A 12,386-nucleotide genomic window follows, 5' to 3' on the forward strand; every position below is an offset into this window, starting at 1 on the left:
TCGTAAATGTCCGATCTATTCTTTAAACCTCTTCAACTTTGACCAAGTGGCTGACATGGTTAACCATGCCGCGAATAGCCGGGCTGTCGTTAAGAACGACCGATTGACGAATTTTGCGAAGGCCGAGCGATTCAACCGTTGCACGTTGTTTCTCGTTGCGGCCAATCAAACTGCGAACGAGGGTGATTTGCAATTTTGCCATCGTATGTCCCTCCTTAACCTAACAGCTCTTCGACTGTTTTTCCACGCAGCTTGGCAACGTCTTCCGCACGTTTCAGACGGGACAGACCTTCAAGCGTCGCGTTAACCATGTTCAGGGAGTTCGAAGAACCAAGGGATTTCGTTAAAATGTCGCCTACGCCTGCCAGTTCAAGAACTGCACGAACAGGGCCGCCTGCGATAACACCTGTACCTTCGGAAGCCGGCTTCAGAAGAACTTCTCCTGCGCCGAAATGTCCGATTACAAGGTGAGGAATTGTTGTATTTACGAGTGGTACATGGATCAGGTTTTTCTTAGCGTCTTCAATACCTTTGCGAATCGCATCAGGTACTTCGCCCGCTTTACCGATCCCTGCGCCAACGTAGCCTTTGCCGTCGCCAACTACTACAAGCGCGCTGAAGCTGAAGCGGCGTCCGCCTTTAACAACTTTTGCTACGCGGTTGATGTGAACGACTTTTTCAGTCAGTTCTAACGTATTAGGATCTACACGCAAGTCATTTTACCTCCTTATTTGATATTAGAAACTCAGGCCTGCTTCGCGAGCCGCTGTAGCCAGCGCCTGAATTCTGCCATGATACAGATAACCGCCACGGTCGAATACGACCTCAGTTACGCCTTTTGCTTGAGCGCGTTGTGCGATCAATTCGCCAACTTTAGCTGCGGATTCAACGTTGCCGCCGTTTCCGATTGCGCTAACCAGTTCTTTATCCTTAGTGGATGCGGAAGCCAATGTTACGCCTGCTACGTCGTCGATCAATTGTGCGTAAATGTGCTTGGAGGAACGGAATACAGACAGACGCGGACGTGCTGCTGTGCCGTTGATTTTCTTACGAACACGAAGGTGTCTTTTCAGACGAGCCTTGTTTTTGTCGCCTTTCGTAATCATGCTTGGTTCACTCCTTTCCTTTTGCCTTAGGAAGCTATCGCAAGGAACGTCTCACGTTCCTTATTTCTTCTTACCAGCTTTACCTTCTTTGCGGATGATGCGCTCGCCTTCGTATTTGATACCTTTGCCTTTATACGGCTCAGGCTCGCGTACGGAACGGATTTGAGCGGCAACAGCGCCTACGCGCTCTTTGTCGATACCGCGAACAGTAATTTTCGTGTTAGCTGGAACTTCAAACTCGATGTTGCTCTCGGGAGCAATCTCAACCGGGTGAGAGTAACCAACGTTCAACACGATTTTGTCGCCGGATTTGCTTGCACGGTAACCTACACCAACGAGCTCCAAGTTTCTCGAGAAGCCGTCAGTAACACCTGTCACCATGTTTGCAATGATGCTGCGAGTCGTTCCGTGAAGGGAACGATGCAATTTATTGTCGGAAGGACGTTCTACTACGATTTCAGTTTCCGCTACGTTCACTTTCATGTCCTTGTGAATTTCACGGGAAAGCGTACCTTTCGGTCCTTTTACAGTAATAACTGTGTTGTCCAAGTTGATGCTTACACCAGCAGGGACTGCAATTGGTTTACGACCAATACGGGACATTGTTACACCTCCTGTCTTTCTGACTTATTTCTTACCAAACGTAGCAGACAACTTCGCCGCCGGATTTAACCTGACGAGCTTCTTTGTCTGTCATTACGCCTTTGGACGTGGAAATGATCGCAATTCCAAGTCCGCCAAGTACGCGAGGAATCTCAGTTGCTTGCGTGTAAACACGCAGGCCTGGTTTCGAGATACGCTTCAAACCAGTGATAACGCGCTCTTGGTTAGGGCCGTATTTCAAGAAAATACGGATAATCCCTTGTTTGTTGTCCTCGATATATTCTGCATCGCGGATAAAGCCCTCGCGCTTCAAGATTTCAGCGATTTGCTTCTTCACTTTCGAAGCAGGCATTTCCACAGTTTCGTGACGAACGACATTCGCGTTGCGAATACGTGTCAGCATATCTGCAATCGGATCAGACATAACCATTTATGTGAACCTCCTTCCCGAACTAGGCTTGATTACCAGCTTGCTTTTTTAACGCCAGGAATCTGGCCCTTGTATGCTAATTCGCGGAAACAAATCCGGCAAATTTTAAACTTTTGCAAAACAGAGTGCGGACGGCCGCAACGCTCACAGCGCGTATAAGCGCGCACTTTGAATTTCGGTGTGCGTTGTTGCTTCACTTTCATCGAAGTTTTTGCCACTGGGTATTACACCTCCTAAAAGTGGATTACTTCGCGAACGGCATGCCCATTTGGGTCAGCAGCTCACGAGATTCTTCGTCCGATTTCGCCGTCGTTACGATGACGATATCCATACCACGTACTTTGTCAACTTTATCGTACTCGATCTCCGGGAAGATCAGCTGTTCTTTCAGGCCCAGCGTGTAGTTGCCGCGACCGTCGAATGCTTTAGTCGATACACCACGGAAGTCACGTACGCGTGGAAGCGAGATATTGAACAGTTTGTCAAGGAAATGATACATGCGCTCGCCGCGCAGCGTAACCTTAACCCCGATTGGCATGTCCTCACGAAGCTTGAAGCCTGCGATAGACTTCTTCGCACGAGTGACAACCGGCTTTTGACCGGAGATGATGCGCAATTCTTCAACTGCTACATCAAGAATTTTGGAGTTGGAAACCGCTTCGCCAACACCCATGTTGATTACGACTTTCTCAATTTTCGGCACTTGCATAACCGAAGTATAGTTGAACTTCTGCATCAAAGCAGGAGTGATTTCATTAAGAAAGCGACCTTTCAATCTTGCTGTCATTGATCATGGACCTCCTTTCCTACATTAACGATTAGTCGATCACTGCTCCGGATTTCTTAGCAATCCGTACTTTTTTACCGTTATCTTGAACTTTGTATCCGATGCGAGTTACTCCGCCGCTCTTCGGATCAACGTGCATGACGTTCGATACGTGAATCGGAGCTTCTTGCTCGATGATTCCGCCTTGCGGGTTCGCCTGGGAAGGACGCGAATGCTTCTTCACCATGTTCACACCTTCAACAAGTACGCGGTTCTCACGCGGATAAGCTGCGATGACGCGGCCCTTCTTACCTTTGTCCTTGCCGGTAATGACGATAACCGTATCATCTTTCTTCACGTGCAGCTTGTTGTTGTGGGATTCCAATACTTTTTTCAGCCTTGGCATTTGTTACACCTCCTGCTCGCTTAAGCTTTCAGGTTTATCTGGTCTTTCATTAAATTACTTCTGGTGCAAGCGATACGATTTTCATGAAATCTTTATCGCGAAGCTCACGAGCAACTGGTCCGAAGATACGTGTGCCGCGCGGGCTCTTATCTTCTTTCACGATTACTGCTGCGTTCTCATCAAATGCGATGTAGGAACCGTCTTTACGACGAACGGAACGCTTAGTACGAACGATAACCGCCTTCACTACGTCACCCTTTTTGACAACGCCGCCTGGCGTTGCTTGTTTGACGGAGCAAACGATCAGGTCACCGATGTGTCCTACGCGACGGCCAGTACCGCCCAGTACGCGGATACACATCAATTCTTTAGCGCCAGAGTTGTCGGCAACTCTCAAACGTGTAAATGGTTGAATCATTTTGACGTCCTCCTTCCGGAAAAAATGCTAGGCTACTGCTTGAGCGCTTAGAGAACGATAGCTACTTCTACGACTTCTACCAGTCTGAAGCGCTTGTCTTTCGATAGTGGACGAGTCTCCATGATTTTCACGGTATCGCCAATTTTCGCTTGGTTGTTTTCGTCATGCGCTTTGTACTTTTTAGTGTACTTGATGCGTTTATGGTACAAATCATGTTTTTTGTAGGTTTCTACAGCCACCACGATTGTTTTATCCATTTTGTCGCTTACGACTTTGCCGATCTGAACTTTGCGGGCATTGCGTTCGCTCATGTTCTTCCTCCTTCCTTCATCCGTGATCGTACTTGTCTTGGTAAGGATCTATTAGCTGCTGATTCCGAGTTCTCTTTCACGCAAAACGGTTTTAGCACGAGCTATTTCCTTACGCACGTCACGAATCCGAGTCGGGTTGTCCAGCTGGCCAGTAGCCAATTGGAAACGAAGGTTGAACAGCTCTTCTTTGAAACCAGCGATCTGTTGTTCAATCTCAACAGAGGTTAGGTTGCGAAATTCACTAGCCTTCATTTGCTTCACCACCCACTTCTTCGCGTTTCACGAACTTCGTTTTTACAGGCAGTTTGTGAGCCGCAAGGCGCATTGCTTCACGAGCTACTTCTTCAGGTACGCCAGCAAGCTCGAACATGATTTTGCCCGGTTTAACAACGGCTACCCATTTCTCAACATTACCTTTACCGCTACCCATACGAACCTCGAGAGGCTTTTGAGTGATCGGCTTGTCAGGGAAGATCTTAATCCATACTTTACCGCCACGCTTGATGTAACGTGTCATCGCGATACGAGCCGCTTCGATCTGACGGTTCGTAATCCAAGATGGCTCAAGCGCTTGAAGGCCGTATTCACCGAATACTACTGTAGTGCCGCCTTTAGCGCGGCCTTTCATGTTACCGCGTTGTTGCTTACGGTGTTTTACGCGTTTAGGTACCAACATGATTAGTTGCCTCCTTCCTGGGGAGCTTTCTTCTTCGTAGGAAGGACTTCACCGCGATAGATCCATACTTTTACGCCGATGCGGCCGTAAGTTGTATGAGCTTCTGCTGTGCCGTAGTCAATGTCTGCGCGCAGCGTATGAAGCGGAACTGTTCCTTCGCTGTAGCCTTCCGAACGTGCGATCTCAGCGCCGCCAAGGCGTCCGCTAACCGCTGTTTTAATCCCTTTAGCGCCAGCTCTCATGGAGCGTTGGATCGCTTGTTTCAGTGCGCGACGGAATGATACCCGGCGCTCTAATTGTTGAGCGATGCTTTCAGCTACCAAGATAGCGTCCAGATCCGCTTGTTTGATTTCAGAGATGTTGATGTGAACTTTTTTGCCTTTAGTAATCTTGCCAAGCTCAGTACGCAGGTTTTCAACCTCGGAACCGCCCTTGCCGATAACCATACCCGGCTTAGCCGTTTGGATCGTCACGTTCACGCGGTTAGCCGCGCGTTCGATTTCGATGTGGGAAACTGCAGCGTCTTTCAGCTTGTTCTTCAAGTACTCACGAATTTTAACGTCTTCCAGAAGAAGATCGCCAAAGTCTTTGCCAGCGTACCATTTGGATTCCCAATCACGGATAATCCCGACACGAAGGCCGACTGGATTTACCTTTTGACCCACACGTTATCCCTCCTTATTTTTCAGATACCACCAAGGTGATGTGGCTGGTTCTTTTATTAATCCGGCTAGCACGTCCCATTGCACGAGGACGGAAACGTTTCATTGTTGGTCCTTGGTTCGCAAATACTTGCGATACGACCAATTTGTTCACGTCTAGCTGGTAGTTATGCTCAGCGTTCGCAATTGCGGAGTTGAGCAGCTTCTCGATAATCGGGGAAGCCGATTTCGGCGTGTGACGCAGAATCGCGATCGCCTCGCCTACTTGCTTGCCGCGAATCAAGTCCGCTACGAGCTGCGCTTTGCGAGGAGCGATACGTACGAATTTAACGTGCGCTTTAGCTTCTGGCATGTGGGAACCTCCTCTCGTTCATAAAAAAATGGTAAAGGGCAAATTAACGTCTGCCCGTTTTTTTGTCATCGCTGGCATGGCCTTTGTACGTACGTGTTGGCGCGAATTCGCCAAGTTTGTGTCCAACCATGTCCTCAGTCACATATACCGGCACGTGCTTACGACCATCATAGACAGCAAAAGTGTGACCGATGAATTGCGGGAAAATGGTCGAGCGACGGGACCAAGTCTTGATAACGACCTTTTTGTTTGTCTCGTTCAGATCCTCGACTTTCTTAAGCAGATAGCCGTCGATGAACGGACCTTTCTTCAAACTGCGACCCATGTAGAATCCTCCCTTCGCATAAGCGCTGGCGTGAGATCTCTCTCACGCGGATTGTATCAAGCAACTATTACTTCGTACGACGACGAATAATGTATTGGCTCGATGCTTTCTTTTTCTTGCGAGTTTTGTAGCCCAGAGTCGGCTTGCCCCATGGGGACAATGGCGACTTGCGTCCGATTGGAGCGCGGCCTTCACCACCACCGTGTGGGTGATCGTTCGGGTTCATTACGACGCCGCGTACTTCAGGACGTTTGCCAAGCCAACGGGAACGGCCGGCTTTACCGATTTTCACGAGTTCGTGATCTTCGTTGCCTACGGAGCCGATAGTTGCACGGCAAGTGCTCAGAATACGGCGAACTTCGCCAGAGCTCAAGCGGATCGATACATAGTTCTCTTCTTTACCCAGCAATTGAGCTTCAGTACCAGCTGCGCGAACCAATTGTCCGCCTTTGCCTGGTTTCAACTCGATGTTGTGGATAACTGTACCAACTGGGATGTTCTTAAGCGGCAAAGCGTTGCCGATTTTGATGTCCGCATCTGGTCCAGAGACGATTTGATCGCCTACTTTAAGGCCTTTCGGTGCGATGATGTAAGCTTTCGCGCCGTCAACGTAGTGGATTAGAGCGATGTTGGAAGTACGGTTCGGATCGTATTCGATCGTCGCAACGTTACCCACAACGCCATCCTTTGTACGTTTGAAATCAATGATACGATATTTACGTTTATGTCCGCCGCCATGGTGGCGAACCGTAATTTTACCTTGGTTGTTACGGCCTGCTTTTTTGAAAAGCGGAGCCAGCAACGATTTCTCCGGTGTGCTTGTCGTAATCTCTTCGAAAGTGGAGACAGACATGTTACGACGCGCAGGAGATGTCGGTTTGTACTTTTTGATTGGCACTTGTATTCCCTCCTTTTCTAAACAGACGTTTCAAAGAACTCAAGTTCTTTGCTGTCATCGCTCAGTTGAACGATTGCTTTTTTCCAGTCAGGTCTGTAACCGCTATGTCTGCCATAACGTTTTGGTTTACCTGCAACACGCATTGTGTTCACGCCGGTTACTTTTACGTTAAAGATTTGTTCAATAGCTTGTTTGATTTCGGTTTTGTTCGCGCGAAGGTCTACTTCAAACACATAACGTTTGGCAGCCATGTAATCGCTCGTACGTTCCGTAATAACCGGGCGCTTGATAATATCGCGAGGATTTTTCATTACGCAAGCACCTCCTGTACTTTCTCTACTGCTTCTTTAGTGATAATCAGCTTGTCGTATACAAGCACATCGCGAACATTGATGCCGTCAGCAGCGACGAACTTCACGCCAGGGATGTTGCGAGCGGACAATGCTACATTATCTTCGTAGTTAGCCGTAACAACCAGTGCCTTGCGGTCAACTTTCAGGTTGTTCAGGATGCCTGCGAATTCTTTCGTCTTAGGAGCCGCGAATGTCAGTTGATCCAGAACGATGATGTTCTCAGCGATCACTTTGGAAGACAATGCGGATTTGATAGCCAGACGGCGAACCTTCTTAGGCAATTTGAATCCGTAAGTGCGTGGCGTAGGACCGAATACAGTACCGCCGCCAACCCATTGCGGGGAGCGAATGCTACCTTGACGCGCACGGCCAGTGCCTTTTTGTTTCCAAGGCTTACGACCGCCGCCGCGTACTTCGGAGCGACCTTTCGTTTTGTGCGTTCCTTGACGCTCTGCAGCTTGCTGCAGAACGACAGCGCTATGCATAACATGAGTGTTAGGCTCGATACCGAATACGCTATCTGCCAGTTCAAGCTCGCCTACTTGCGAACCGCTCACATTAAATACTGTTACTTTAGGCATTTCGTGTTCCTCCTTTCTTCAAGAGCGATTAGTTCTTAACTGTTTGTTTTACTTTAACGAAGCCGTTTTTAGGACCCGGTACGGAACCTTTGACCAGAATCACGTTGCGTTCTGCGTCTACACGGATAACTTCGAGTTTTTGAATGGTGATTGTCTCGCTGCCCATGTGACCTGGAAGGCGTTTGCCTTTTGGTACGCGGTTCGCTTGAATGGAACCCATGGAGCCTGGTCCGCGGTGATAGCGGGAGCCGTGAGACATTGGTCCAGTGCTTTGTCCCCAACGTTTGATAACGCCGGCAAAGCCTTTACCTTTCGAAATACCTGTTACGTCAACAAATTCGCCCTCTGCGAACAAGTCAGCTTTCACTTCCTGGCCAACTTCATACTCACCAAGGTTAATCCCGCGAATTTCACGAACGTAGCGCTTAGGAGTCGATCCAGCTTTCTTAGCGTGGCCGATCTCTGGCTTGTTCGATCTCTTCTCTTTCTTATCGGAGAAACCAAGTTGAACAGCTTCGTAGCCGTCGGTTTCTACGTTCTTCTTCTGAAGAACCACGTTAGGACCAGCTTCGATAACCGTAACTGGAATTACGTTGCCTTCAGGAGTAAATACTTGAGTCATTCCAAGTTTTTTCCCTAAGATACCTTTCATGTTGACACCTCATTTCCTCTCTATGATCGTATATACGGTTTACAGTTTGATTTCGATATCTACACCGGATGGCAGATCCAGACGCATCAACGCATCAACCGTTTGCGGCGTAGGATTCACAATATCGATCAAGCGCTTGTGTGTGCGCATTTCGAATTGCTCACGGGAATCCTTGTACTTGTGCACCGCACGGAGAATAGTGATGATTTGCTTTTCCGTTGGCAACGGAATCGGCCCGGATACGCCTGCACCGGAACGTTTTGCAGTTTCCACGATTTTCTCTGCGGATTGGTCAAGAATTCTGTGATCGTATGCTTTCAAGCGGATACGAATCTTTTGCTTTGCCATATAAGTCCCTCCTTCTTTCGCCCAATTTTTTAATCGGACATACTCCGTGAGAAAACCCGCCACAAGCTCCATGGCAAAGGAGCCGGGTGTGTCGGCAACCTCTCACATCAACGCAACGTCAGACCAACAGTCAATATTATATCGGATTGGGCGGGCATTTGCAACTAAAACTTCCTGCTTTCTGAATAATTGTTGCATGGACGGGAAAGCGCGCTATTATTGGCTTTTCAGGCAGCGGAAATCATGAAGAGCAGGATGAAAGAGGCTCATTGGAGGGGTGGGATGTTTTACTGCATGATATAGCAGCGAGATATTCGACTGGAGATGGTTGAATAGATGGACTCCCCTCTGCAGCTCGCACCGCATCATCGCCTTATCTTGGGTTTGTGCCAATCGAACGGGTTGGCTCTTCCCGTTTTCTGTTTCTTCTATATAAATAGAAACAAAAAAAGCAGCGGCATCTGCCGCTGCTTTCTAACCAAGTACCACCCTGTCATCGGCCATCTTCTTGCCGCTGATCCGCTCGAACTCGCCGAGAAGACGCTCGACCGTGAGACCTTGCTTCTGCGCTTCGTCTACTTGAAGAATGATCTTGCCCTTGTCCATCATGATGAGACGATTGCCTAGCCTGATCGCCTGCTCCATATTATGCGTGACCATGAGCGTAGTCAGATTCAACTCGCGTACGATATTCTCGGTCAACGTGGTAACAAGCTCCGCACGAGCAGGGTCAAGCGCCGCTGTATGCTCGTCTAATAGCAGAATCTGAGGTCTCGTGAAGGTTGCCATCAGCAAACTCAGCGCTTGCCGTTCTCCCCCGGAGAGCAAGCCCACCTTGGCAGTCATACGGTTCTCCAGGCCAATGCCTAGACGGCTCAGCTCTTCGCGGAACACCTTGCGGTTTTTGCTATTGACTCCAAAGGAGAACCCGCGGGGCTTGCCGCGCTTGTAGGCAATAGCCAAGTTTTCTTCGATCGTCATGCGCGGAGCCGTTCCCGCCATCGGATCTTGGAATACGCGTCCTATCCATTTGCTACGGCTGTATTCAGACAGCTGGCTGACTTCTGTTCCTTCTATATAAATATTCCCCGCATCGGGCTTCATTACGCCTGAAATGATGTTCATGAGCGTCGATTTACCCGCGCCGTTGCTTCCGATTACCGTGACAAAGTCGCCCTGCTTCATGTGCAGATTCGCATTCAGCAGCGCAATTTTCTCATCGACCGTCCCCGGATTAAACAATTTGGACACGCCTTCGATCTTCAGCATTAGCTGCCACCTCCGCTTGTCTGCCCCATCGAAGACAACACTTCCTCTGTCCGTTTCTTGGCAATAGACTTCGACTTAATGGCTCGGCGGATAGTCGGGATAACTAGAGCCCCAACGATAATAACCGCTGTAATCAGCTTCATGTCTTGCGCATCAAGCCATTCCACACGAAGCGCAAGAGCGTAAATCACCCGATAGATAATAGCTCCGAGCACAACAGCTAATGTTGCACGGAAAATCGTCTTGGCCCCGAAGATTGCTTCCCCGATAATAACAGATGCCAAACCGATTACGATCATACCAATGCCCATCGAGTTGTTGGCTGCATTCTGCGAATGTGCAATTAATGCTCCCGAACAAGCAACCAAAGCGTTGGACAATGCTACGCCCATAATAATGGTACCGTCAGTGTTGGCGCCAAAGCTGCGGATCATCCGGCTGTTGTCGCCAGTCGCCCGCAAGCTCAAGCCCAAGTTGGTTTTGAAGAATAGATCCAAGCCTATTTTTGCAACTACAGCGAGAATCAAACCGATAGTAAGGACTGAAGCACCGTCAAATATGTTCGCCTCGCCTCTAAGCGGAACGTTAGGTTTGCCCAGAATGCGCAAATTGATGGAATACAGGGCGATCATCATAATAATACCGGACAATAATCCGTTTACTTTCCCTTTCGTATGAAGCAATCCTGTCAAGGTGCCGGCTACCGCTCCTCCGAAAAATGCAAAGATGACGGCAAGCCAAGGCGGAGAACCCGCAATCGTCATCACAGTTCCAATCGCCGCTCCGGTCGTGAAGCTCCCGTCTACCGTCAGGTCAGGGAAATCCAAGATACGAAATGTAATGTATACACCCAATGCCATAAGCGCATACAAGAGGCCAAGCTCTACTGCTCCTACCAATGATACCAGCATTGTAAGTGCACCCTCCTTTCTCGTGTCGAAAATAACAATGGGGTGAATCAGAAAACCGATCACCCCATCTGTCAGTTATCAAATCATTATAAATGCTAAACCAGATTACTCGATGATATTATTTTCCGGATCTTTAACGTAGGCTTTCATTGCATCTGTGACCGTAATGCCTTGTTCAGCAGCTGCACTCAGATTAAGAATGAAATCCAGCTTTTCAGGCGATCTTACGTCCATATCGCCTGGCTTCTTGCCGTCTTTCAAAATTTCAACAGCCATCTGGCCTACTTCATAGCCGTGATCAAAATATTTGAATCCAACTGTTGCAAAAGCCCCCTTCTCGACCGTATCGCGGTCTGCAGAGAAGAATGGGATTTTATTTTTGTTCACAACATCGATAATCGATTCAACGCCTTCAACTACAGTGTTATCCAGCGTAACGTATACCGCATCCACACGGCCAACCAGAGATTGTGCCGCTTGTTGGACATCAGAGCTATTCACAACAGGCGCTTTCACCAGCTCAATATTGTGCTTGGCAAGCGCTTCTTGCGCGATATTGCTCATAACGACTGCGTTGGATTCACCTTCATTAATAACAACGCCGACTTTCTTCACATTCGGCATTTCTTTCGCGATGAAATCCATCAATTGAACGATTGCATCCGGATTTGTATCGGAAGCTCCCGTAACATTACCGCCTGGCGCTTTCAATTGAGGCACGAGCTTGGAGTCCAGCGGATCTGTTACAGCTGCGAATAGCACTGGAATATCCTTCACTTCCTCAATCAAGCCAATGCTCGTATCCGTAGCGATCCCTAGAGCAAGATCAGCTTTGCTTGTTGCGATTTTTTGTGAAATGGATTTAATGTTATTTTGATCCGCTTGAGCATTGTTATAATCCACCTTCACCTTCAATCCAGCATCTTCAAGCGCTTTCAAGAAGCCTTCGCGTGTTGCGTCAAGCGATGGATGCTCAACAATCTGCGAGATTGCAACCGTATATTCCTTGCCTTCCGTGTTGCCGCCCTCTGTTTTGCCCCCGCCATTACTGCCGCACGCGGCAGTTACTGCCATTAGGGACGCCAATCCCAATCCAAGCCAAAACTTCTTCTTCATTCCTAAATGACCCCTCTCTCATTATCATCCACTTCTTCATTGCCGATAAGAACAATTGCCGCATTAATACATTGTTGCAATGTGGCTGTAATCCAATAAAGTGTATGGATATAACTGGTGGTAAAGTCGTTAAATTCGGACGACTTCTTTAATTTATATACATATATTAAAGGTGCATTTTCACCGCGTCAATCCTAATATTA

General features: G+C 48.3%; 23 protein-coding genes. All 23 read right to left on the bottom strand.

Annotated elements, in window-relative coordinates:
* Positions 1-22: 22 nt before the first annotated feature.
* Complete coding sequence (rpmD, locus tag D3P09_RS26710; RefSeq protein WP_119803818.1) at positions 23-202, bottom strand: 50S ribosomal protein L30; 180 nt, start codon at positions 200-202, stop codon at positions 23-25.
* A 13-nt stretch (positions 203-215) separates the two neighbouring features.
* A complete protein-coding gene (rpsE, locus tag D3P09_RS26715; protein ID WP_119803816.1) occupies positions 216-713 on the bottom strand; it encodes a 30S ribosomal protein S5 in 498 nt (165 codons plus the stop codon).
* A 24-nt stretch (positions 714-737) separates the two neighbouring features.
* Entirely contained in the window at positions 738-1,106 is a 369-nt protein-coding gene (gene rplR / locus D3P09_RS26720) for a 50S ribosomal protein L18 (protein WP_119803814.1), read from the bottom strand.
* 60 nt (positions 1,107-1,166) lie between these two features.
* Positions 1,167-1,709, bottom strand: a complete 543-nt coding sequence (gene rplF / locus D3P09_RS26725) for a 50S ribosomal protein L6 (protein WP_120114489.1) — start codon at positions 1,707-1,709, stop codon at positions 1,167-1,169.
* Between the two features lie 31 nt (positions 1,710-1,740).
* Entirely contained in the window at positions 1,741-2,139 is a 399-nt protein-coding gene (rpsH, locus tag D3P09_RS26730) for a 30S ribosomal protein S8 (protein ID WP_119803810.1), read from the bottom strand.
* Positions 2,140-2,171: 32 nt separating this feature from the next.
* Positions 2,172-2,357, bottom strand: coding sequence for a type Z 30S ribosomal protein S14 (locus D3P09_RS26735; RefSeq protein ID WP_013312154.1), 186 nt, complete (start codon positions 2,355-2,357; stop codon positions 2,172-2,174).
* 26 nt (positions 2,358-2,383) lie between these two features.
* Positions 2,384-2,926, bottom strand: a complete 543-nt coding sequence (rplE, locus tag D3P09_RS26740) for a 50S ribosomal protein L5 (protein WP_116050235.1) — start codon at positions 2,924-2,926, stop codon at positions 2,384-2,386.
* Between the two features lie 31 nt (positions 2,927-2,957).
* Positions 2,958-3,311, bottom strand: coding sequence for a 50S ribosomal protein L24 (gene rplX, locus D3P09_RS26745; protein WP_120114490.1), 354 nt, complete (start codon positions 3,309-3,311; stop codon positions 2,958-2,960).
* Positions 3,312-3,360: 49 nt separating this feature from the next.
* Positions 3,361-3,729, bottom strand: coding sequence for a 50S ribosomal protein L14 (gene rplN / locus D3P09_RS26750; protein WP_087570318.1), 369 nt, complete (start codon positions 3,727-3,729; stop codon positions 3,361-3,363).
* A gap of 47 nt (positions 3,730-3,776) precedes the next feature.
* A complete protein-coding gene (gene rpsQ / locus D3P09_RS26755) occupies positions 3,777-4,040 on the bottom strand; it encodes a 30S ribosomal protein S17 (RefSeq protein ID WP_119803806.1) in 264 nt (87 codons plus the stop codon).
* A 51-nt stretch (positions 4,041-4,091) separates the two neighbouring features.
* Positions 4,092-4,292, bottom strand: a complete 201-nt coding sequence (gene rpmC, locus D3P09_RS26760; protein WP_119803804.1) for a 50S ribosomal protein L29 — start codon at positions 4,290-4,292, stop codon at positions 4,092-4,094.
* Complete coding sequence (gene rplP / locus D3P09_RS26765; RefSeq protein ID WP_119602796.1) at positions 4,282-4,716, bottom strand: 50S ribosomal protein L16; 435 nt, start codon at positions 4,714-4,716, stop codon at positions 4,282-4,284. The genes rpmC and rplP overlap by 11 nt, the downstream gene beginning before the upstream one ends.
* A gap of 2 nt (positions 4,717-4,718) precedes the next feature.
* Positions 4,719-5,381 carry a 30S ribosomal protein S3 gene (gene rpsC / locus D3P09_RS26770; RefSeq protein WP_068679357.1) on the bottom strand — a complete coding sequence of 221 codons (663 nt, stop codon included), beginning with the start codon at positions 5,379-5,381 and terminating at the stop codon, positions 4,719-4,721.
* A gap of 13 nt (positions 5,382-5,394) precedes the next feature.
* Complete coding sequence (gene rplV / locus D3P09_RS26775; protein WP_116050241.1) at positions 5,395-5,730, bottom strand: 50S ribosomal protein L22; 336 nt, start codon at positions 5,728-5,730, stop codon at positions 5,395-5,397.
* Positions 5,731-5,773: 43 nt separating this feature from the next.
* Complete coding sequence (gene rpsS / locus D3P09_RS26780; RefSeq protein WP_068679361.1) at positions 5,774-6,055, bottom strand: 30S ribosomal protein S19; 282 nt, start codon at positions 6,053-6,055, stop codon at positions 5,774-5,776.
* 67 nt (positions 6,056-6,122) lie between these two features.
* Positions 6,123-6,953: a 50S ribosomal protein L2 gene (rplB, locus tag D3P09_RS26785; protein ID WP_120114491.1), complete on the bottom strand. Its 831-nt coding sequence runs from the start codon at positions 6,951-6,953 to the stop codon at positions 6,123-6,125.
* 17 nt (positions 6,954-6,970) lie between these two features.
* On the bottom strand, positions 6,971-7,264 hold the full coding sequence (gene rplW, locus D3P09_RS26790) for a 50S ribosomal protein L23 (protein ID WP_087570311.1): 294 nt from the start codon (positions 7,262-7,264) through the stop codon (positions 6,971-6,973).
* Positions 7,264-7,887 carry a 50S ribosomal protein L4 gene (gene rplD, locus D3P09_RS26795; RefSeq protein ID WP_120114492.1) on the bottom strand — a complete coding sequence of 208 codons (624 nt, stop codon included), beginning with the start codon at positions 7,885-7,887 and terminating at the stop codon, positions 7,264-7,266. The genes rplW and rplD overlap by 1 nt, the downstream gene beginning before the upstream one ends.
* Before the next feature lie 28 nt (positions 7,888-7,915).
* Complete coding sequence (gene rplC, locus D3P09_RS26800) at positions 7,916-8,539, bottom strand: 50S ribosomal protein L3 (protein WP_120114493.1); 624 nt, start codon at positions 8,537-8,539, stop codon at positions 7,916-7,918.
* A 39-nt stretch (positions 8,540-8,578) separates the two neighbouring features.
* On the bottom strand, positions 8,579-8,887 hold the full coding sequence (rpsJ, locus tag D3P09_RS26805; RefSeq protein ID WP_005544556.1) for a 30S ribosomal protein S10: 309 nt from the start codon (positions 8,885-8,887) through the stop codon (positions 8,579-8,581).
* A gap of 474 nt (positions 8,888-9,361) precedes the next feature.
* Positions 9,362-10,156, bottom strand: coding sequence for an ABC transporter ATP-binding protein (locus D3P09_RS26810; RefSeq protein ID WP_120114494.1), 795 nt, complete (start codon positions 10,154-10,156; stop codon positions 9,362-9,364).
* On the bottom strand, positions 10,156-11,067 hold the full coding sequence (locus tag D3P09_RS26815) for an ABC transporter permease (protein WP_120114495.1): 912 nt from the start codon (positions 11,065-11,067) through the stop codon (positions 10,156-10,158). The genes D3P09_RS26810 and D3P09_RS26815 overlap by 1 nt, the downstream gene beginning before the upstream one ends.
* Before the next feature lie 105 nt (positions 11,068-11,172).
* The gene (locus tag D3P09_RS26820) at positions 11,173-12,183 is read right to left on the bottom strand and encodes an ABC transporter substrate-binding protein (RefSeq protein WP_120114496.1); all 1,011 of its coding nucleotides are present in this window, start codon (positions 12,181-12,183) and stop codon (positions 11,173-11,175) included.
* Positions 12,184-12,386 lie beyond the last annotated feature (203 nt).

Source organism: Paenibacillus pinisoli, assembly GCF_003605435.1.
In the GTDB taxonomy this organism is placed as follows: domain Bacteria; phylum Bacillota; class Bacilli; order Paenibacillales; family Paenibacillaceae; genus Pristimantibacillus; species Pristimantibacillus pinisoli.

Coding starts and splice junctions, on each gene's coding strand:
- rpmD (WP_119803818.1), bottom strand. CDS start 202: ATGGCAAAATTGCAAATCACCCTCGTTCGCAGTTTGATTGGCCGCAAC.
- rplR (WP_119803814.1), bottom strand. CDS start 1,106: ATGATTACGAAAGGCGACAAAAACAAGGCTCGTCTGAAAAGACACCTT.
- rplF (WP_120114489.1), bottom strand. CDS start 1,709: ATGTCCCGTATTGGTCGTAAACCAATTGCAGTCCCTGCTGGTGTAAGC.
- rpsH (WP_119803810.1), bottom strand. CDS start 2,139: ATGGTTATGTCTGATCCGATTGCAGATATGCTGACACGTATTCGCAAC.
- rplE (WP_116050235.1), bottom strand. CDS start 2,926: ATGACAGCAAGATTGAAAGGTCGCTTTCTTAATGAAATCACTCCTGCT.
- rplX (WP_120114490.1), bottom strand. CDS start 3,311: ATGCCAAGGCTGAAAAAAGTATTGGAATCCCACAACAACAAGCTGCAC.
- rplN (WP_087570318.1), bottom strand. CDS start 3,729: ATGATTCAACCATTTACACGTTTGAGAGTTGCCGACAACTCTGGCGCT.
- rpsQ (WP_119803806.1), bottom strand. CDS start 4,040: ATGAGCGAACGCAATGCCCGCAAAGTTCAGATCGGCAAAGTCGTAAGC.
- rpmC (WP_119803804.1), bottom strand. CDS start 4,292: ATGAAGGCTAGTGAATTTCGCAACCTAACCTCTGTTGAGATTGAACAA.
- rplP (WP_119602796.1), bottom strand. CDS start 4,716: ATGTTGGTACCTAAACGCGTAAAACACCGTAAGCAACAACGCGGTAAC.
- rplV (WP_116050241.1), bottom strand. CDS start 5,730: ATGCCAGAAGCTAAAGCGCACGTTAAATTCGTACGTATCGCTCCTCGC.
- rpsS (WP_068679361.1), bottom strand. CDS start 6,055: ATGGGTCGCAGTTTGAAGAAAGGTCCGTTCATCGACGGCTATCTGCTT.
- rplW (WP_087570311.1), bottom strand. CDS start 7,264: ATGAAAAATCCTCGCGATATTATCAAGCGCCCGGTTATTACGGAACGT.
- rplD (WP_120114492.1), bottom strand. CDS start 7,887: ATGCCTAAAGTAACAGTATTTAATGTGAGCGGTTCGCAAGTAGGCGAG.
- rplC (WP_120114493.1), bottom strand. CDS start 8,539: ATGAAAGGTATCTTAGGGAAAAAACTTGGAATGACTCAAGTATTTACT.
- rpsJ (WP_005544556.1), bottom strand. CDS start 8,887: ATGGCAAAGCAAAAGATTCGTATCCGCTTGAAAGCATACGATCACAGA.
- D3P09_RS26810 (WP_120114494.1), bottom strand. CDS start 10,156: ATGCTGAAGATCGAAGGCGTGTCCAAATTGTTTAATCCGGGGACGGTC.
- D3P09_RS26815 (WP_120114495.1), bottom strand. CDS start 11,067: ATGCTGGTATCATTGGTAGGAGCAGTAGAGCTTGGCCTCTTGTATGCG.
- D3P09_RS26820 (WP_120114496.1), bottom strand. CDS start 12,183: ATGAAGAAGAAGTTTTGGCTTGGATTGGGATTGGCGTCCCTAATGGCA.